Below are 17396 nucleotides of genomic sequence, written 5' to 3'. Positions count from 1 at the left end.
GTTTAGCGAGCGGTACCCTGTGGGTATGCGACTCGGAGTGCTCGATGTGGGCTCAAACACCGTCCACCTGCTGATCGTCGATGCTCACAGCGGAGCGCGCCCCGTTGCCGAAGCGTCGCACAAATCCGTGTTGCGGCTGATGCGATACATCGATTCCGACGGCTCGATCACGGACGAAGGGGTGTCATCGCTCGTCGGGGCGATTCGGGATGCCGCGAGGATCGCGAAGGAGAGCAACCTCGACGAACTGCTCCCCATGGCGACGTCAGCCGTCCGCGAGGCGACGAACGGCCCGGAGGTGCTCGCACTGATCAAACGCGAGACCGGCATCGACCTCCACGTTCTGAGCGGCGAGGAGGAAGCCAGGCTCACCTTCCTCGCGGTCCGCCGCTGGTACGGATGGTCCGCAGGCAACATCCTGCTGTTCGACATCGGCGGTGGTTCGCTGGAGATCGCCCTGGGGAAGGACGAGGAACCCGAGGTCGCGCTCTCGCTCCCCCTCGGCGCCGGACGCTCGACGATCGGGTTCCTGCACAACGACCCGCCGACCGAGGCGCAGCAGAACTCCCTCCGCGACCATGCCAGGAGCGTGCTGGAGGCGGCACGATCCGAGTTTTCAGGACTCGGCAAACCCGGACAGATCGTGGGCTCATCCAAGACGATTCGTTCGCTCGCCCGCCTCGCCGGTTCGGAGACCGACGGTGTCGGCGAGGAGGACCGTCTCACCCTCCGCCGGAACCGTCTCGACGACTGGGTTCCACGGCTCGCCCAGATTCCAGCGGACTCGCGGCCGGCCCTGCCGGGGATCACGACGGATCGGACGTTCCAGATCGTCGCCGGCGGGATCGTCCTGAGCGAGGCGATGGCGGCGTTCAACGTGCGCGAACTCGACGTTTCGCCGTGGGCGACGCGGGAAGGCGTGCTGCTGCGCTACCTCGACCGGCTCGCCTGACCTCTCGAGCGATCTGGTCAACCACGCAGCGTGGCCCGCGCCAGAGGCTGGTTCCCCGACACCGTGCGGATGTCAACACTGCGGATGTCGTCGGCCGGGATGCTCGTTGCCGCCGCAAGTTCGCCCGCGCGCTTTCCGGCTGCCCGCCAGGTGGCGACCGCCGTTTCGGTGCCGTCGGACCTGGTCACCACGAGTGCGTACTGGGGTGACTCGACCGGGCCGCCGGCGGGATCGGTCCAGGAGGTGCCGCCGTATCGGCATTCCCACGCCAGCAGGGTTCCCCACCGCTTCGGCGTCACCGTCAGCTCTGCCGTCAGAGTCCCTGAGGCAAGCGGCGTCATCTCGAGGACGTCCGCTGGGACGCTGCTCGACGGCGTGCTCGATGGTGCGGGGATGGCTTCGTCGACGCGGGAGGCAAAAACCGTCCCGCCCAGAACGATTCCGGCGGTCAGGAGAATTCCGGCGGCGATCACCGCGCCGGCGGCCACCAGCCGCCGCCTCTTTCGACGTTCCGCCCCGACAGCTGTTGCGAGACGCTGCACGGTTGTTGCCTGGTGGGTCCCCTCGCGGAGCGGATCCCCGTCAGAACCGACAGCACGGGCATCCGAAGCCCTCAGAAGTCCCAGGATTCCGGGCATGCCGGCGAGTTCCGCGACAGCGGTCTCACACCGCGTGCAGTCGCTGAGGTGGCGTTCGAACGCGCGTCGGTCCTCCGGGCTCAAAGCACCGAGAACGTACGCGGCGTCCCACTCGCGATACAGGTCATGCGTGCCGGTCACTGGGTCACTCCTCTTTCCTGCAGCGCGAGGCGCATCGCCCGCAACGCGTAGTGCATGCGCGACTTCACCGTTCCGGAGGGAACCCGGAGTTCGCTGGCCGTCTCAGCGACCGAACGTCCCAGATAGTAGGTCTGCACGAGGACCACCCGGTGTTCTTCCGAGAGGGAGCCGAGAGCATCCGATACCAGCCAGGCGTCCAGGACGCCGTCGATCCCGTCCGGGGTGGACCGTTCGGGAAGCGTCCCGGTCGCGAGTTCATGCCGGTGGTGCGCGCTCCGCCGGTCGTCGATGACGAGGTTTCTGGCAACGGTGAACAGCCACGCACGTGCGGAGCCCCTGCTCTGCGAGAGGATTTCCGGATGCTTCCACGCCCGGAACAGCGTCTCCTGCACCACGTCCTCCGCGAGGGCGCTGTCGCCGGTGAGGTGGTAGACGAAGCGAGTCAGCGCACCGGCGTGCTCGTCGTGCAGCGCACGAAGCAGTTCGGTGTGTTCCGTCGACATTGTCGCCTCCGTACTCAACAACGAGGCAGCCGCCCGTTCGGTTCACCGGAGGGCGGCGAGTTCGTCGCGCCACAATCTACTCGGGTTCCCTGCGCGCACCGCAGGGACCGGAAGTGAACCTTTCGCCGCCACGCATCGTGTATCTCACTGAGGGGGAACCCCGTCCCTCTTCCCGCAGATTGGAAGACGAACATGAACAGGAAATTGATCCTCGGACTTGCCGCAGTCAGCCTGAGCATCGTGGGACTGTCCGGATGCGCCTCGAACGCGCCGGCGGCCGACACCCCCGCACCAGCCGAGAGCTCCGAATCAGCGAGCGACGCAGAGCTCGCTGTCGCTGATACGACTCTCGGAGACATCGTTGTGGACGGCGAGGGGATGACGGTGTACATCTTCGACAAGGACACGGCCGACTCCGGCAAGTCCGTCTGCTCGGGCGACTGCCTGGCCGCCTGGCCCCCGGTCGCCACGACGAGCGAGAGCCCAACGGTGGACGGTGTCACCGGCACTATCGGGACGATCACTCGCGATGACGGATCGCTCCAGGTCACGCTCAACGGACTTCCGCTCTACCTGTACGCCCCCGATGAGGCCGCGGGCGATGTCACGGGACAGGGGGTCGGCGGTGTCTGGTGGGTGGTCGGTCCTGACGGCACCAAGATCGACACCGCCGCAGATTCCTCGGGGTACTGACCGGACAGTCGCACTGACTCCTCTGGGTCTGGCTCGACGGAAACCCCCCAGGACGCCGAAAGGCCGGGAGGGGAAACCCTCCCGGCCTTTCGAAACATCCGACCTTACTCGCCCGTGATGGCGAGGTCCGGGGTGACGGAACCCGTGCCGAGTGACCGGCCGGAGTTCAGCCCGGCACCGACCGTTTCACCGCGCGGCTTGGTGTCGAATACGAACTCGCCCTCGGCGAAGTCCACGTGGATGTGGTCTCCGGAGTTGAGTTCGCCGTGCAGGATCTTCTCGCTCAGACGGTCCTCGACCTCGTTCTGCATCGCGCGGCGCAGGGGACGAGCACCGAGCGCGGGGTCGAAGCCGACCTCGATGAGGCGTTCCTTTGCCGCGATGGTCAGGTCGATGGTCATGTCGCGGTCGAGCAGTCGCTGGCTCAGTCGCTTCGTGAACAGGTCGACGATCTGCAGGAGCTCGGGCTTCGACAGCTGCGGGAACACGATCGTGTCATCCACGCGGTTGAGGAACTCGGGCTTGAAGTGCTTCTTGAGCTCCTCGGTGACCTTGGCCTTCATGATCTCGTAGGTGGCTGTCGTGTCGCCTTCGATCTGGAAGCCGACCGGACCACCCGCGATGCCCTTCGAACCGAGGTTCGTGGTCATGATGATCACGGTGTTCTTGAAGTCGACGAGGCGGCCCTGGCCATCCGTCATCCGTCCCTCTTCCAGAATCTGGAGCAGGGAGTTGAAGATGTCGGGGTGTGCCTTCTCGATCTCGTCGAACAGCACGACGCTGAACGGCTTGCGGCGGACCTTCTCGGTGAGCTGCCCGCCCTCTTCGAAGCCGACAAATCCGGGAGGAGCACCGAACAGTCGCGAGACCGTGTGCTTCTCGCCGTACTCGCTCATGTCGAGCGAGATGATGGCGTCTTCGTCGTCGAACAGGAACTCGGCGAGGGCCTTGGCCAGTTCGGTCTTTCCGACACCGGTCGGACCGGCGAAGATGAACGAACCAGACGGACGCTTCGGGTCCTTGAGGCCGGCGCGGGTGCGTCGGATCGTCTTCGACAGGGCCGAAATGGCTTCTTCCTGGCCGATGACGCGCTGGTGCAGCGCCTTCTCCATGAAGACGAGCCGGCTCGACTCCTCTTCGGTGAGCTTGAACACGGGGATGCCGGTCGCCTGGGCCAGCACCTCGGCGATGAGACCTTCGTCCACCGTCGCGGTCGTCTTGACGTCACCCGAGCGCCACTGCTTCTCGAGGCGGAGCCGCTCGCCGAGGAGGTTCTTCTCCTCGTCGCGGAGCGATGCCGCCTTCTCGAAGTCCTGGTCTTCGATCGCCGTCTCCTTGGCGCCGCGGACGACGGAGATTTTCTCGTCGAATTCGCGGAGCTCGGGCGGGCTCGACAGGATCGACAGCCGCAGGCGGGCGCCTGCCTCGTCGATCAGGTCAATGGCCTTGTCCGGGAGGAACCGGTCCGCGACGTAGCGGTCGGCGAGATTCGCCGCCGCCACAAGGGCACCGTCGGTGATGGACACCTTGTGGTGGGCTTCGTAGCGGTCCCGCAGTCCCTTGAGGATGTTGATCGTGTGCGGCAGCGACGGTTCAGCGACCTGGATCGGCTGGAACCGGCGCTCGAGCGCGGCATCCTTCTCGAAGTGCTTGCGGTACTCGTCGATCGTGGTCGCGCCGACGGTCTGCAGTTCGCCACGGGCAAGCAGCGGCTTGAGGATGCTCGCGGCGTCGATCGCGCCTTCGGCGGCTCCCGCACCGACGAGGGTGTGGATCTCGTCAATGAAGACGATGATGTCGCCGCGGGTGCGGATCTCCTTGGTGACCTTCTTGAGTCGCTCTTCGAAGTCACCGCGGTAGCGGCTACCGGCGATGAGCGAGCCGAGGTCGAGGGAGTAGAGCTGCTTGTCTTTCAGCGTCTCAGGAACTTCGCCCTTGACGATCGCCTGCGCGAGCCCTTCGACGACGGCGGTCTTGCCAACGCCGGGCTCACCGATCAGGACCGGGTTGTTCTTCGACCGGCGCGAGAGGATCTGCATGACCCGCTCGATTTCTTTCTCACGACCGATGACCGGGTCGAGCTTGTTGTCACGGGCCGCCTGGGTGAGGTTGCGTCCGAACTGGTCGAGGATCTGGGATCCGCCCTGCGCGGCGGTCTCGGTGGTGTTGCCACCGACCGCGGCAGTCTCCTTGCCCTGGTAACCGCTGAGCAGCTGGATGACCTGCTGGCGGACGCGGTTGAGGTCGGCGCCGAGCTTGACGAGGACCTGCGCTGCGACTCCCTCACCCTCGCGGATGAGGCCGAGCAGGATGTGCTCGGTACCGATGTAGTTGTGGCCGAGCTGGAGTGCTTCGCGAAGCGACAGCTCGAGCACCTTCTTGGCGCGTGGCGTGAAGGGGATGTGGCCGGTCGGCTGCTGCTGGCCCTGGCCGATGATGTCCTGGACCTGCTCGCGGACGGCGTCCAGCGAAATGCCGAGCGACTCGAGAGCCTTGGCGGCAACGCCTTCACCCTCGTGGATGAGGCCGAGCAGAATGTGCTCGGTTCCGATGTAGTTGTGGTTGAGCATCTTGGCCTCTTCCTGGGCCAGGACAACGACGCGACGAGCGCGGTCGGTAAATCTCTCAAACATGTTCGCTCCTTGGGCATCCGGGCAGGGATGGGGACGCCGTTAAAAAGAGCGTAACGACCGTTGCTTCCGATTTGGCCCGTGTTCGCTGTGGGCGCGAAGCGTCGCTCAAGGCGGCGGCCCCTGCTTAGGGAATCATCCGCTTCCGGTGACGCAAAAACCCCGAATAGCGCCCCATTCGGGGCCTTAGCGTCACCGGAGAGCACAATTCGGGCCTTAGCGTCACCAGAAGGCGTCGGCGGGGGCCCTGTGGAAAACCCCGACGGAGAAAGCCGGCGCGTGCCACCATTCGCGGATGAGAACACCGAACCCACTTCTGCCAGAGCTGGGCCCCGTCTTCAAGTTCGCTGATGCCAGAGCACTCGGCGTGGGCCGTCACCGCCTCGCCGGCAACGATCTGAGGCCCCCTTCCGTGCACCCGTGAACCTTCTCGGCGGATCGCCGCTCGACGTCTCGGTGTACGGGCAATCCGGGCTGCCGCGAGGCCGCGGCGTGCGGGGTCACCGCGCTGACCCGCGAACAACGACGACGACAGAGATTGCGGGGCTGCGTGTCGCTTCGGCGGCATCCGTCTGGGCGTCGCTCGGTCTCCTTCCGGTCGAGACACTCGTGATAATCGGCGACTACTTCTGCCGGGTGTGGCGCGAGGGGTTCCTGCGACCGGATGTCGGCCGAGAGCCGCTCACGACTCGGGCGAAACTCGCGGCCGCCCTCGGGGCCGGGCGACGCGTTGGCGCAGCGAAGCTACGCGAGGCGCTCGACCTCATCCGCGAGGACGCGTGGTCACCGATGGAGTCGCTCTGCCGTCTCATCCTCGTCACTGCAGGGCTGCCCGAACCCGTGCTCAACACCGATGTCTACGGTAGAGATGGTGGGTTCCTGGCATGCGTGGATCTCGCGTACCCGCGGTATCGTATCGCCATCGAGTACCAGGGGCAGCTGCACGGGGCGCTCTACGCGAAGGACATCGAGCGACTTGAGGCTCTCCGTCGGGAAGGCTGGATAGTGATTCAGGTTTCGTCGACGCTCATCGGACGACGCGAGGTCCTTGTCGCGCGGGTTCGTGAAGCGCTCGAATCTCGCGGCTGGCGCCCCTGAAGGTTCCAGTGACGCACAAGCACCGAATAGGCCGACATTCGGAGTTCTTGCGTCACCGGAACGACGGTGGGGAAGTCTTGACAGCCGTAACGCTTATCGATAACTTATCGATTGTCATTGTTATCGATAATCGTTAGGAGAGCCGTGCAGCTCGACACCACCGTCCGCCCGACCCGGTCGGACCGCGCTGATCTGTGGACGGTAATCGTCGTGGGCGCCGTCGTCGCCGCGGCGACCATCGGGTTCGCCGTCGTCCGACTCTCGGGGATCCTGCCGAACTCCGCCGTCGAGGTTTTGGTGCCGTTCGTAGACACACCCGCCTCGGTGCCCATCGGACCGGACGGGGCCCTCGTCCCCGTAGCGATCGACCAGGGAGTTCTCACGGTCTCGAACCTGTCAGGCTTCGTCATCGCCTCCCTCGCGCTCGCCGTTCTCATCGACGCGCTCATGGTCCTCACGATCGTCGCGTGTCTGGGCCTTCTCTGCCGCAACCTGATGCGAGGGCGCGCCTTCTCCCGCACGAACAGGCGGCTGGTGATCACGACCTCCGTCGCGATCGTGGTCGGCACAGCACTCGGTGGGCTGTTCCAGACGATCGGGGTGAACGGCGCCTTCGCCGCCGTCGGCTACAGCGGTTACGACAGCGTGGTGGGGACCGCCTCGCTTGCGCCATACTTCGTCGCGACGGCCCTGGCGGCTGTGGCGCTTGCGTTCAAAGCCGGCGAACGACTGCAGCGTGAAGCGGAGGGACTCGTCTGATGGGTGGCGTACTGCTCCTCATCCTCGTCACAGTCGGATGCCTGCTTCTCGTCGGTCTTCTCCTGTTAATTGTGCGCCTGCGGGGGTCAGAGAAATCCGAGCAGGACGTGACCATCCTCCGGCTGGCCGTCGCGGCGGCCTTCCGCATCGGCGAGCGGATGCAACGCGAAACGGCAGGTCGCGTTTAGTGGGCGCCGCAGACGACGAGCCCACCGGCATCCGGTGCCGACTCGACGAGTTGCTTGCCGAACGCTCGATGACGCTGACCGAACTGAGCGAGCGGATCGGCATCAGCATCGTCAACCTGTCGGTGTTGAAGAACAACCGGGCCCGGGCGATCCGGTTCTCGACACTCGTGGCCATTTGCGACGCGCTGGGCTGCGACGTCGGGGAGCTGCTCGAGCGCGATCGCAGCTGACTCGGGCCCTCAGCCCAGCTGGTGGACGGCGAAGCTGACGAAGAACCCGATCGTGGCGATAAGCCCGGTGAACGCCTTGGCGTCGCGAAACGCTTCGGGGATCATCGTGTCGCAGATCATGGCGAGGATGGCTCCGGCGGCGATGGCGGTCACGAACGCGGTTCCTCCGGCCGAAGCATCCTGCAGGAGGACGAACCCGCCGAGCGACGACAACGCGCACGCGACAGCGATACCGATCCACAACCCGAACACGTACCTGGTGCTACGGCCGTCGGCCTTCAGCTCAGCCGTGGAAGCCAGCCCTTCCGGGACATTCGAGATGATGATCGCAAGCAGCACCGGGATGCTGAGCTGGCCGCCCCCTACCATGCTGAGGCCGAGCACAGCGGTCTCGGGAATCCCATCGAGAAGCGCGCCGATGGCGATGCCGGTTCCGGTTCCGGGCGACTGCCCCGAACCGCGCCGGTTCCGCGCGTCCACCAGGTCAAGCAGGAGGTTCGCAGCCACGTAGACGATGGCTCCGGCGAGGAATCCGGTCATCGCGGGCCAGAACCCGCCCTGCTCCGCTGCCTCTTCGACGAGGTCGAACGCGAGGGCCGAGATCAGGACACCGGATCCGAAAGCCATGATCGTTGCGACGACCCGTCGAGGGACACGAACGAACCAGGCGATGATGGCACCGACGAGCAACGCTCCCCCCGCCAGAGCTCCGGCCCCGGCCGCCAGCCATGCTTCCATGCGGCAAGACTATGCCTGCATCGCCCATCCGCCCCCGAACGGGATGCGTTTCTGCTGGCTCCTACTGAAGCGCCGAACTGAGGCGGGCAACGTTGTCGAGGATGGTCGACCGAAGCGGCTGTTTCATCCATTCATCGAGGGTGAGTTCGCGGCTCTTGAGCCGGTACTCGTCTTCGACCGCCCGCATGTCCGACACGAACGAGGCGCCACGAACCATGAGCGACACCTCGAGATTGAGGCCGAATGAGCGCATGTCCATGTTGCTGGACCCGATCACCGCCACGTCGTCATCGATGGTGAAGTGCTTGGCGTGCAGGATGTACGGGGCGGGATAGAGGTAGATACGCACGCCTGCTTTGAGCAGGGCTTCGTAGTACGAGCGTTGCGCGTGGTAGACGAGGGCCTGATCGCCGATTTCCGAGACGAAGAGGTCCACGGGCACGCCCCGCTGCACAGCGGTGGTGATCGCGTACAACATCGACTCGTCAGGCACGAAATACGGGCTGGTGATGACGATGCGCTTCTGGGCGGCGTAGAGCAGCCCGAGGAACAGCCGCAGGTTGTTCTCGCCGTCGAAGCCGGGACCGCTTGGCACGACCTGGCAATCGAGGTCACCGTCGTCGAGGTCGGGATCGGTGACGTCGATCTCTCGACTTACGAGTTCGCCGGTTTCGCTGTACCAGTCGCTGAGGAAGATCGCGTTGATCCCGCCGACCACCGGGCCCTCGACCCGGGCGACCAGTTCCTGCCACTGCAGGCCGCGACGGATGTTGCCTCGCTTGTTGTAACTGCGGTCGATGACGTTCTGGGAACCCATGAACGCAACGTCCCCGTCGACGACGAGGATCTTGCGGTGGTTTCGAAGGTCCGGTCGTTGGAACTTGCCGCGCAAGGGTTGCAGCGGAAGCAGCAGGTGCCATTCGGCACCGGTGGCGTCGAGCCTGCGCCGGGTTCTGCGGTATCCCTTGGTGCGGAGGTTCGCCATGTGATCGAGCAGGATCCTCACGGCGACGCCGCGCTGAACGGCGCGTTCGAGTGCGTCGAAGAACGGTGCGGTCGTCTGGTCACAACTGAGAATGTAGAACTCGACGTGCACGTGATGGTGTGCGGCGTCGATCGCCTCGGTCATGGCGGCGAGGCTTTTGTCGTAATCGCCGAGCAGCCGCGCCTCATTGCCACCGAGCAGCGGCAGGGAGCCAAGGTTACGGTTCAGGCGAACGAGGTTCGTGAACCACAGCGGCAGCCCCGGCTGCAGAACTTGCTTCGGAAGGTTTTCCCCGGCGATCTGGATGAACTCATTGATCTCGGTCTGGATTTCACGCCGCTTTCGCGGAAGCTTCGGGTTCCCGATGAGCAAGAACGCGATGACGCCGACGTAGGGCAAGAAGAAGATCGCGAGAAGCCATGCCATGCCTGCGGTTGGGCGGCGGTTGCGTGGAACGACGATGATCGCGATGACCCGGATGATGAAGTCGATCGTGAAGAAGAGGACGACCCACCAGTCGGCGAACATGATCGCCCAAAGAGCCGCTAGATCCACGCACGGGCTCCTGTCGTCGGGAAAGAACTCCTCCAGCCTATCGGCCTGGAACTGCTAGTTCTCGACGGGCCCGTTCGTCGGCGTGCTCGCTGCAGGCGGCAACCCGAGTCGCGACCGTTCCGCCGCTTCGAGCTCGGAGTAGGCAGCACGCTCGTGGCGATCGGCGCGGATGATGGCGCGCATGATGTACCAGAAGACCACCCCGAGGAGTGCGGTCGGAATGATCGACCAGAGCGCGTTGAGCCAGTAATTGTCCATGACCCTACAAGGATACCCCGGGGCCGCCAGCGGTCATCCCGCCGTGACGATTCCGATCACGCCGGAGATCACCATGTACATTCCCACGCCGGCGACGATCACCCAGATGATGATCCGGTTCGTCGACGGCTTGTTCGGATCCTTCGGGTTCAGTTCTTCCTTGGGCAGATAGTCGTTCATCGTTGAGTTCTCATTTCACCAGGGGGAACAGGATGGTCTCGCGGATGCCGAGTCCGGTAAGGGCCATCATCAGCCGGTCGATGCCCATCCCCATGCCACCGGTCGGGGGCATGCCGTGCTCAAGGGCGCGGAGGAATTCCTCGTCGAGGCGCATCGCTTCGACGTCTCCACCCGCGGCAAGGCGAGCCTGCTCGACGAACCGCTCCCGCTGCACGACGGGATCGACGAGCTCGGAATAGCCGGTGGCGAGTTCGAAACCGCGGATGTACAGGTCCCACTTCTCGACCACGCCGGGGATCGAACGGTGTGCACGCACGAGCGGCGACGTGTCGACCGGGAAGTCCCGCACGAAAGTGGGCCGCACCAGCCGCGATTTGACGAAGTGCTCCCAGAGTTCTTCGATGTACTTGCCGTGGAGCGGGTGCGGCACGACTATGCCCTCCCGGTCGGCCAGTTCCTTGAGCTCCTCGATCGGGGTCTCCGGCGTGATCTCGCGACCGACGGCCTCAGACAGGCTGCCGAACATGGAGATTCGGTCCCACTCTCCTCCGAGGTCGAATTCGGTGCCGTCGGCCCAGGTGACCGTGTGGGAACCAGCGACCGCGAGGGCGGCATCCTGAATCAGGGTCTGGGTGAGATCGGCGATGGAGTTGTAGTCCCCGTACCCCTCGTACGCCTCGAGCATCGCGAACTCGGGGCTGTGGGTGGAGTCTGCGCCTTCGTTGCGGAAGTTGCGGTTGATCTCGAAGACGTGGTCGATACCGCCGACGATGGCGCGCTTGAGGTAGAGCTCGGGCGCGATCCGCAGAAAGAGGTCGGTGTCGAACGCGTTGGAGTGCGTGACGAACGGGCGAGCGGATGCTCCGCCGTGCATGACCTGCAGCATCGGGGTTTCGATTTCGAGGTAGCCACGATCGGTGAAGGTCTTGCGCAGGCTGGCCATGGTCTTCGACCGCTGGATGACGTTCTGCCTCGCCTGTTCACGCGCGATCAGGTCGAGGTAGCGGCTGCGGACACGGCTTTCTTCGCTGAGCTCGTTGTGCAGGTTCGGCAGCGGCAGGATGGCCTTCGACGCAATCGTCCACTCGCGAACCATGACCGACAGTTCTCCGCGGCGGCTCGAGATCACCTCACCCGACACGAACAGGTGGTCGCCGAGGTCGACGAGTTCCTTCCAGAGCGCGAGGGACTCCTCCCCCACCTCGGCGAGAGACACCATGGCCTGGATCCGGCTTCCGTCGCCGGCCTGGAGGCTCGCGAAGCACAGCTTGCCCGTGTTGCGAAGGAACACGATACGGCCGGCGAGGCCGACGACATCGCCCGTCGTTTCGTCGGCTTCGAGCGAGCCGTATTTCTCACGGACGGCCAGAATCGTTGTGGTCACCGGGACGGCCACCGGGTACGCGCCGCCGCCGGCATCCGCGGCCATTTCGATCAGCCGCTCCCTCTTCGCCCGCCGAACGGCCTTCTGCTCGGAGATCTCTTCAGCGGTCGGCTCGGCGGCCTGGTCTGTGGTGGGGGCAGTCATGATAGAAAAACGTCTCCTTGTGGGGTCGTCCCAGCTTACGGTGCCCGGGCTGGGCGCAGGCGCTCAGCCGACCGTGACGGTGCGGTTGTCGATGAGGCGGGTGCTTCCGACCCGGGCGGCGATCAGGACGAGCGCCGTTCCGGTGTGCCCCTCGGCGACGGGGAGGAAGGTGGCAGGGTCGACAACGGCGAGGTAGTCGAGTTCGATCCCCGCTTCACCGGAGATCACCGACTGCGCTGCTGACACGAGCGCGTCGATGCCGCGTTCCCCGCTACGCGCCGCTGCATCGAGCGCGGCGGACAGGGCGAGAGCCGAGCGACGCCCGGCGTCGTCGAGGTACACGTTGCGGCTGGACAGCGCGAGCCCGTCGTCGGCACGGACGGTTGGCACTCCGTGGACCTCGACAGGGAAGTTGAGGTCCCTGGCCATCCGCTTGACGAGGAACAACTGCTGGCCGTCCTTCTCGCCGAACACCGCAGCATCCGGCCCGACGATGTGGAAGAGCTTGGCGACGACGGTGAGCATCCCGTCGAAGTGGCCTGGGCGGGTTCGCCCTTCGAGGTGGGTGCCGATCTCTCCGGCGCTGAGCCGGATGCCGGTCTGGCCGTCGGGGTACATCTCAGCAGCGGTCGGTGCGAAGACGAGCGATACGCCACGCTCGGCGAGCCGGGCGACATCCGCCTCAAGGGTGCGCGGGTAGCTCGCGAGGTCTTCCTGCGGCCCGAACTGCAGCGGGTTCACGAAGATTGAAACGACGACGATGTCGCCGAGTGTGAGGGCGTGGTCGACAAGCGCAAGGTGGCCGTCGTGCAGGGCGCCCATGGTCGGGACGAGGACCACACGTGGATTCGGGTTGCCCGCCTCGGTTGCCGCACGTCTGGCGTCAAGAATTCGAGAACGGATGTCAGCGATACTGTTCGTCACCCACCGATGGTACCGGCCTCCGGAGGCAGGTTCTCGCCCGGCAGGGGCCCAAGGGGGTCAGACGGCAGCCGCCCGGCCTGCTGGAGAGCGTTGTCGACCGACGACCGGACGAGCGATGACAGGTACGCGCCAGGATGCTCCACCCCAATGCCGGAGAGGATGCCTGTCGCCTGCGCGACGATGGACCGTGAGAAGGCTGTCGCTATGTCGATCGCCTCGGCGTATGCGGCTCTGTCCCCTTCGCGCACCAGGACAGGTTCTCCGCCCATCTCGACGACGAGGGCCTGCCCGATCGGCTGCACCGGCGTCGGAGCGGTCACAGCGAACCAGCTCTCGGTGAGCCGGGAGATGTCGATGCTCGTGCCTGTGAAGTCCATCGCCGGGTGGATGGCGAGCGGGATGGCGCCGAGGCGCTGCGCCGGGGCGAGAATGCCGGTGCCGAATCCTGCAGCAGTGTGCATCACCAGTTGCCCGGGGAGCCAGCTCGAGGTGGCGGCGAGGCCCGCAACGAGGGACTCGAGCTCGGTGTCCGGGACGGCGAGGATCACCAGTTCGCTGCGTTCGACGATGCTCGGGATGTCGAGGATCGGCACCGCGGGAAGCATCGCTTCTGCGCGGTCGCGGCTCTTCTCGGATACCGCGCTGATCCCGGTGATGGCATGCCCCGCCCCGGCGAGGGCTGCCCCAAGCACGGGTCCGACCCGACCTGCGCCGATGATGCCGACCCCGAGCCGCCCTGCGCGTGCGCTCACTGCTGGTCTCCCAGGATGGGCGCGCTGATACCGGCTTGCGTCTCAGCCCAGCGATGGCTGTGGTCGGTTCGCGAAGCGGTGACGATGCCGGCGGAGACCTGCTCGAACAGCGCGGCCGCCTCCGTGGTGCCGATGACGGGGAGCGTTGCAGTGATCGGGCCGATCACGGTGTGTGCGCGGGCAGAGGCGACGCGGAGCATCCGTTCGATCGGCCCCTGCGACACGGCGAAGCTCACCATTCGGGCCAGCGGGAGTAAGTCGAGTTTGCGCCAAACGACTCCCTTACGGAAGAAGAGCAGTCCGTCGTGGAGCGTGTAGCCGGTGCGGCGCCAGGCGAACGGGTCCAGCCAGCGGGCACGGCGGGGAGCAAGAACGAACCCGGAGCGCGACGGCTCGCGGATCGCCAGGTCCAGTTCGTCGTGGAGGGCGGCCGATGGCGCCAGTCCGAGCATCAGTTCGACGACGCGCGACACATCGACCAGGGTGCCGACGGGCAGGACCGTCGTGTTTCCTTTGCCCCCGGCGGCGGCTTCAGCCGACAATCCGGCTTTGTTAATCTTCACCTGCCACCAGCCGAACGGCCGCCAGAGGATCGACTGGGACACCTCGATGGCGTGCACTCGCCCTGGCGGGAGCGTGTCGTTGCTCGTGGAGAACAGGCCGAATCCGATTCGGACGCCCGAGGGAGTTCCGGCGATCGAGTATCTCAGCGATTTCGTGATCGTCGACCAGAAGTAGCTGGCGATACCGATCACGCTCGGCACGAACCAGAACAGCGCCCAGATCTGTCCGTTGACGAGCGACACGATCATCGCCGCAACGAGGATGACGACGAAGACGGTCCCCAGGCTGAGCAGCGTGGACCCGATCAACCGGCCGAGCGGAATGCGCACAACGGATTCCGGCGGCGCCGTTCCCGGGTCGAGTTCAGGGGCGAGGAACTCGTTGACGCGCTCGTTGACGAGGTGGCTGAGCGCAGCCTCGTTCTCGATACCGTCTGGGCCGACCGTTGGCGCCGGGGCAAGTCCCTCGCTGGCGAGACGGACGCCCGAGGCGAGTGTGAGCACGTCACGGCGAAGGTCGTCCGCGTCGCGGGAGTAGAGGTACTCCAGCTTGACGCTCGCGTCCGCGCCGGCGACGCTGACTTCCATCTTCGCCGCACCGAACAGGCGCGGCAGGAACGGCCGGGTGATTCCGACCCCCTGGATGCGGTCGAGTTTCGCGTTGCGGTGGGTGCGGAAGAGGATGCCGCTGCGCACCTCGACCGCTTCGTCGGTCACCCGGAAGGTGTGCATCCGCCAGGACAGGTAAAACGCGGCCATCACCACGACGAGGATGACGAAGACCGCGAGCAACGCCAGTCCGATGTAGCCGTGCTCCCAGACGTAGGTGAGCGGGTCGTAGTCGTCAGGGTCGTAGTCGCTCGGACGGGGCAAGAAAAGGTCGACCAGTCGTTCGCGCAGGTTTGCGATGACGAACCCCGTGATCGCGAGGAATGCGATTCCGCCGCGCAGGAGGGGGGTCGCGGCGTGCAGCCGGTGCCATTCGCCGTCGGTCAGGCTTCGCCGGTCGCGAGGCCCGGCATGCTGGCCCACCTCAGGCCGGCCTTCAGGGCCGGGATGCTGGGGCGGAACGTCGTTGCCGGGCGGGAAGGAGGCATCCGCGTGGCCGATCATAGGCCGGTCCGTCTGCTCTCGGCGACGGCGACGAGGTGGTCGCGCAGCTGCTCGGCCTCTTGCTCGGGCAGGCCGGGCAACACGATGGCGCTCGCGGCTGACGCTGTGACGAACTTGAGTTCGGCAAGGCCGAACGCGCGAGCGACCGGTCCGCGGTTGATGTCGATGAGCTGCATCCGCCCGTATGGCACGGCGACCATCCGCGTCCACATGATCCCGCGACGGAACAGCAGGTCGTCTTGCCGGAGCTGGTACCCGATCGAGCGGATGCGACGGGGTGTGAACACAGCGCCGAGAGCGATGGCGACGAGCAGTGCACCCATGACCCACCACTGCCAGGCCTGCTCGAACAACACGGCCCAGAGGATGGCGACGGCGACGACCACCAGGGCGAAGATTGCTGCGCCGATGAGGTCGACGAGGATGTACTTCGGCGACACTCCTCGCCACTGGCCCGGCACTTCGATTCGGCGGGGAATCTCAAGGGAGTCGCCCTGCTCCACCCCTGAATCCGACCCTGAGCCGGGCAGCTCAGGAATCGCGGGGGGAACCTGGTGCGTCATCGTCTTCATCCTTCGGAAGCGTGCAGAGGTGTTCGGCGATCAATCCTGCGGTCGTGAGCACCGCCGCGCCAACGCAGGATGCGATCGCGAGCCACATCGAGCCTATCGCGGGCAACACCGGGCGGGTCGTGAAATACATCACGGCACCGAGCGATGCCCCGGTGAGCAGCGCACCGACCAGGCTCGACGCCTTCGCGAGGACGACGATGCGCGTGGCACGGAAGGGGTCGATGCGGGCGTTCCGTTTGCCCGTGACTGCCCGGCGGATCGGAATTGCGACCCCCACTACGATTGCGGCGACGACCAGCAGCGTGAACGGCATCGTGAGTGGCGGGACGAGCAGGGGTCGACCATACGCCTCGAGGCCGTACTCGAGCAGGAAACCGCCGACGAATCCCAGGGCAGCGAGCCCGATCAACGGCGTTGCGTGCGTACGGTTCACCGGGTGGCCCCGGACTGGTTCTGCAGCGCTTCGAAGAGGCGGGCGACCGGCCCTGCGCCCGGCAGCACGGCACGCGGGTCGAGTTCCAGCCACGGGGCGAGCACGAAAAACCGCTCGGCTGCCCGGGGGTGCGGAAGAACGAGGTCCTCGGTGGCAAGCTCGAGGTCCCCGTATGCGACGATGTCGATGTCGAGGGTGCGGTCTCCCCAGCGTTCCGCGCGCACCCTGCCGAGCTCCGATTCGACAGCCTGGACCGTATAGAGCAATGCGCGCGGAGGAAGCGCCGTCTGCACGAGCGCGACGCCGTTGAGGTAGCGGGGCGCTGACTCGTCTTCTCCGTCAGGCTTCACGGCGACCGACTCGATGAGCGTGGATACCGCAATCACCGTGACCCCGTGACCTTCGAGGGCGGCAATCCCCGCGCGGATGTTCGCTTCACGGTCTCCGAGGTTGCTGCCGAAGGCGAGCACGGTGTCGACGGGCCGAAGCGGCCGGACTGGTGGGTGGATGGGCGGTTTCGGGATCGGGGTCATGACCGGGCGGCCCGTCGCGGGCTGGTTGCCGCGTATCGGAGAACGCTGACGGCGACGTCGTCGAATGGGACCGCGATCGGAGCATCCGGTTTATGAATCGTGACCCGCACGCTTTGCGCTGCCGGATAGGACAGCACGAGGTCGGCGACCCGTTCGGCGACCGTTTCGATGAGGCGGACCGGGTCGGATGCCACGGCGGCCGTGATCCGTTCGGCGAGCTCCCCGTAGTGGATCGTCTGCGTGACGTCGTCGCTGGCCGATGCCTTCTGCAGATCCAAGCCGACGGTCACGTCCACGAGGAAGTCCTGCCCGTTTTCACGTTCGAATTCGTAGACCCCGTGATGGGCCCGCACGCGGAGCCCGGTCAGGGTGATGCTGTCGCCGGTGGTCATAGTGCCCACTCTACGGTTCGCAGCACGCGGCGGCGACG

The 17396-nt window shown here is 65.8% G+C and carries 21 protein-coding genes; 6 read left to right on the top strand and 15 right to left on the bottom strand.

Annotated features, from left to right (window positions below):
• The first annotated feature begins 25 nt into the window (after positions 1-25).
• Entirely contained in the window at positions 26-952 is a 927-nt protein-coding gene (locus BM197_RS09025) for a Ppx/GppA phosphatase family protein (protein WP_090710734.1), read from the top strand.
• Between the two features lie 17 nt (positions 953-969).
• Here the strand turns inward: BM197_RS09025 and BM197_RS09020 are convergent, their stop codons facing one another.
• Both BM197_RS09020 and BM197_RS09015 read right to left on the bottom strand, forming a co-directional pair.
• Positions 970-1731: an anti-sigma factor family protein gene (locus tag BM197_RS09020; protein ID WP_090710732.1), complete on the bottom strand. Its 762-nt coding sequence runs from the start codon at positions 1729-1731 to the stop codon at positions 970-972.
• Positions 1728-2234: a sigma-70 family RNA polymerase sigma factor gene (locus BM197_RS09015; protein WP_090710731.1), complete on the bottom strand. Its 507-nt coding sequence runs from the start codon at positions 2232-2234 to the stop codon at positions 1728-1730. Before BM197_RS09015 ends, BM197_RS09020 begins: the two co-directional genes overlap by 4 nt.
• A gap of 192 nt (positions 2235-2426) precedes the next feature.
• On the opposite strand from BM197_RS09015, the gene BM197_RS09010 reads away from it, so the two are divergent.
• On the top strand, positions 2427-2927 hold the full coding sequence (locus BM197_RS09010; protein ID WP_090710729.1) for a COG4315 family predicted lipoprotein: 501 nt from the start codon (positions 2427-2429) through the stop codon (positions 2925-2927).
• A gap of 104 nt (positions 2928-3031) precedes the next feature.
• Here the strand turns inward: BM197_RS09010 and BM197_RS09005 are convergent, their stop codons facing one another.
• On the bottom strand, positions 3032-5560 hold the full coding sequence (locus BM197_RS09005) for an ATP-dependent Clp protease ATP-binding subunit (RefSeq protein ID WP_090710727.1): 2529 nt from the start codon (positions 5558-5560) through the stop codon (positions 3032-3034).
• Positions 5561-5977: 417 nt separating this feature from the next.
• On the opposite strand from BM197_RS09005, the gene BM197_RS09000 reads away from it, so the two are divergent.
• From BM197_RS09000 to BM197_RS16630, 4 genes are all read left to right on the top strand, one after another.
• Positions 5978-6655: a hypothetical protein gene (locus BM197_RS09000; RefSeq protein WP_090710725.1), complete on the top strand. Its 678-nt coding sequence runs from the start codon at positions 5978-5980 to the stop codon at positions 6653-6655.
• A 144-nt stretch (positions 6656-6799) separates the two neighbouring features.
• Positions 6800-7414 (top strand): hypothetical protein, encoded by a 615-nt coding sequence (locus tag BM197_RS08995; protein ID WP_090710724.1) that lies wholly within the window; start codon positions 6800-6802, stop codon positions 7412-7414.
• Positions 7414-7602 carry a hypothetical protein gene (locus BM197_RS16635; protein WP_245762472.1) on the top strand — a complete coding sequence of 63 codons (189 nt, stop codon included), beginning with the start codon at positions 7414-7416 and terminating at the stop codon, positions 7600-7602. The genes BM197_RS08995 and BM197_RS16635 overlap by 1 nt, the downstream gene beginning before the upstream one ends.
• A complete protein-coding gene (locus BM197_RS16630; protein WP_245762471.1) occupies positions 7602-7832 on the top strand; it encodes a helix-turn-helix domain-containing protein in 231 nt (76 codons plus the stop codon). Before BM197_RS16635 ends, BM197_RS16630 begins: the two co-directional genes overlap by 1 nt.
• Before the next feature lie 9 nt (positions 7833-7841).
• Here BM197_RS16630 and BM197_RS08985 read toward each other — a convergent pair whose 3' ends face one another.
• The 12 genes from BM197_RS08985 to folB form a co-directional block, all read right to left on the bottom strand.
• Complete coding sequence (locus tag BM197_RS08985) at positions 7842-8570, bottom strand: ZIP family metal transporter (protein WP_090710721.1); 729 nt, start codon at positions 8568-8570, stop codon at positions 7842-7844.
• A 61-nt stretch (positions 8571-8631) separates the two neighbouring features.
• A complete protein-coding gene (cls, locus tag BM197_RS08980) occupies positions 8632-10083 on the bottom strand; it encodes a cardiolipin synthase (RefSeq protein ID WP_090710719.1) in 1452 nt (483 codons plus the stop codon).
• An 81-nt stretch (positions 10084-10164) separates the two neighbouring features.
• Entirely contained in the window at positions 10165-10368 is a 204-nt protein-coding gene (locus BM197_RS08975; protein ID WP_090710718.1) for a hypothetical protein, read from the bottom strand.
• Positions 10369-10401: 33 nt separating this feature from the next.
• Positions 10402-10548, bottom strand: coding sequence for a hypothetical protein (locus tag BM197_RS16300; RefSeq protein WP_177216790.1), 147 nt, complete (start codon positions 10546-10548; stop codon positions 10402-10404).
• Positions 10549-10558: 10 nt separating this feature from the next.
• Positions 10559-12076: a lysine--tRNA ligase gene (gene lysS, locus BM197_RS08970; RefSeq protein ID WP_090710716.1), complete on the bottom strand. Its 1518-nt coding sequence runs from the start codon at positions 12074-12076 to the stop codon at positions 10559-10561.
• Positions 12077-12139: 63 nt separating this feature from the next.
• A complete protein-coding gene (panC, locus tag BM197_RS08965; protein WP_090710714.1) occupies positions 12140-13000 on the bottom strand; it encodes a pantoate--beta-alanine ligase in 861 nt (286 codons plus the stop codon).
• Positions 12997-13752: a Rossmann-like and DUF2520 domain-containing protein gene (locus BM197_RS08960; protein ID WP_090710713.1), complete on the bottom strand. Its 756-nt coding sequence runs from the start codon at positions 13750-13752 to the stop codon at positions 12997-12999. Before BM197_RS08960 ends, panC begins: the two co-directional genes overlap by 4 nt.
• Entirely contained in the window at positions 13749-15428 is a 1680-nt protein-coding gene (locus tag BM197_RS08955) for a PH domain-containing protein (protein ID WP_090710711.1), read from the bottom strand. The genes BM197_RS08960 and BM197_RS08955 overlap by 4 nt, the downstream gene beginning before the upstream one ends.
• Positions 15425-15991 (bottom strand): PH domain-containing protein, encoded by a 567-nt coding sequence (locus BM197_RS08950; protein ID WP_090710709.1) that lies wholly within the window; start codon positions 15989-15991, stop codon positions 15425-15427. Before BM197_RS08950 ends, BM197_RS08955 begins: the two co-directional genes overlap by 4 nt.
• On the bottom strand, positions 15960-16433 hold the full coding sequence (locus BM197_RS08945; RefSeq protein ID WP_090710708.1) for a DUF3180 domain-containing protein: 474 nt from the start codon (positions 16431-16433) through the stop codon (positions 15960-15962). Before BM197_RS08945 ends, BM197_RS08950 begins: the two co-directional genes overlap by 32 nt.
• Positions 16430-16966, bottom strand: a complete 537-nt coding sequence (gene folK / locus BM197_RS08940) for a 2-amino-4-hydroxy-6-hydroxymethyldihydropteridine diphosphokinase (protein ID WP_090710706.1) — start codon at positions 16964-16966, stop codon at positions 16430-16432. The genes BM197_RS08945 and folK overlap by 4 nt, the downstream gene beginning before the upstream one ends.
• Positions 16963-17358: a dihydroneopterin aldolase gene (gene folB, locus BM197_RS08935; RefSeq protein WP_090710705.1), complete on the bottom strand. Its 396-nt coding sequence runs from the start codon at positions 17356-17358 to the stop codon at positions 16963-16965. Before folB ends, folK begins: the two co-directional genes overlap by 4 nt.
• Positions 17359-17396 lie beyond the last annotated feature (38 nt).

This window comes from Mycetocola miduiensis (assembly GCF_900115155.1).
GTDB classification, from domain to species: domain Bacteria; phylum Actinomycetota; class Actinomycetes; order Actinomycetales; family Microbacteriaceae; genus Mycetocola_A; species Mycetocola_A miduiensis.
This window is presented reverse-complemented; position numbering and strand designations above follow the sequence as displayed.

Excerpts from the sequence above, each read along its gene's own strand:
- BM197_RS09025 (WP_090710734.1), top strand. The coding sequence starts at position 26 with ATGCGACTCGGAGTGCTCGATGTGGGCTCAAACACCGTCCACCTGCTG.
- BM197_RS09015 (WP_090710731.1), bottom strand. The coding sequence starts at position 2,234 with ATGTCGACGGAACACACCGAACTGCTTCGTGCGCTGCACGACGAGCAC.
- BM197_RS09010 (WP_090710729.1), top strand. The coding sequence starts at position 2,427 with ATGAACAGGAAATTGATCCTCGGACTTGCCGCAGTCAGCCTGAGCATC.
- BM197_RS09005 (WP_090710727.1), bottom strand. The coding sequence starts at position 5,560 with ATGTTTGAGAGATTTACCGACCGCGCTCGTCGCGTCGTTGTCCTGGCC.
- BM197_RS16635 (WP_245762472.1), top strand. The coding sequence starts at position 7,414 with ATGGGTGGCGTACTGCTCCTCATCCTCGTCACAGTCGGATGCCTGCTT.
- BM197_RS08985 (WP_090710721.1), bottom strand. The coding sequence starts at position 8,570 with ATGGAAGCATGGCTGGCGGCCGGGGCCGGAGCTCTGGCGGGGGGAGCG.
- cls (WP_090710719.1), bottom strand. The coding sequence starts at position 10,083 with ATGTTCGCCGACTGGTGGGTCGTCCTCTTCTTCACGATCGACTTCATC.
- BM197_RS08975 (WP_090710718.1), bottom strand. The coding sequence starts at position 10,368 with ATGGACAATTACTGGCTCAACGCGCTCTGGTCGATCATTCCGACCGCA.
- BM197_RS16300 (WP_177216790.1), bottom strand. The coding sequence starts at position 10,548 with ATGAACGACTATCTGCCCAAGGAAGAACTGAACCCGAAGGATCCGAAC.
- lysS (WP_090710716.1), bottom strand. The coding sequence starts at position 12,076 with ATGACTGCCCCCACCACAGACCAGGCCGCCGAGCCGACCGCTGAAGAG.
- BM197_RS08955 (WP_090710711.1), bottom strand. The coding sequence starts at position 15,428 with ATGATCGGCCACGCGGATGCCTCCTTCCCGCCCGGCAACGACGTTCCG.
- BM197_RS08950 (WP_090710709.1), bottom strand. The coding sequence starts at position 15,991 with ATGACGCACCAGGTTCCCCCCGCGATTCCTGAGCTGCCCGGCTCAGGG.
- folK (WP_090710706.1), bottom strand. The coding sequence starts at position 16,966 with ATGACCCCGATCCCGAAACCGCCCATCCACCCACCAGTCCGGCCGCTT.
- folB (WP_090710705.1), bottom strand. The coding sequence starts at position 17,358 with ATGACCACCGGCGACAGCATCACCCTGACCGGGCTCCGCGTGCGGGCC.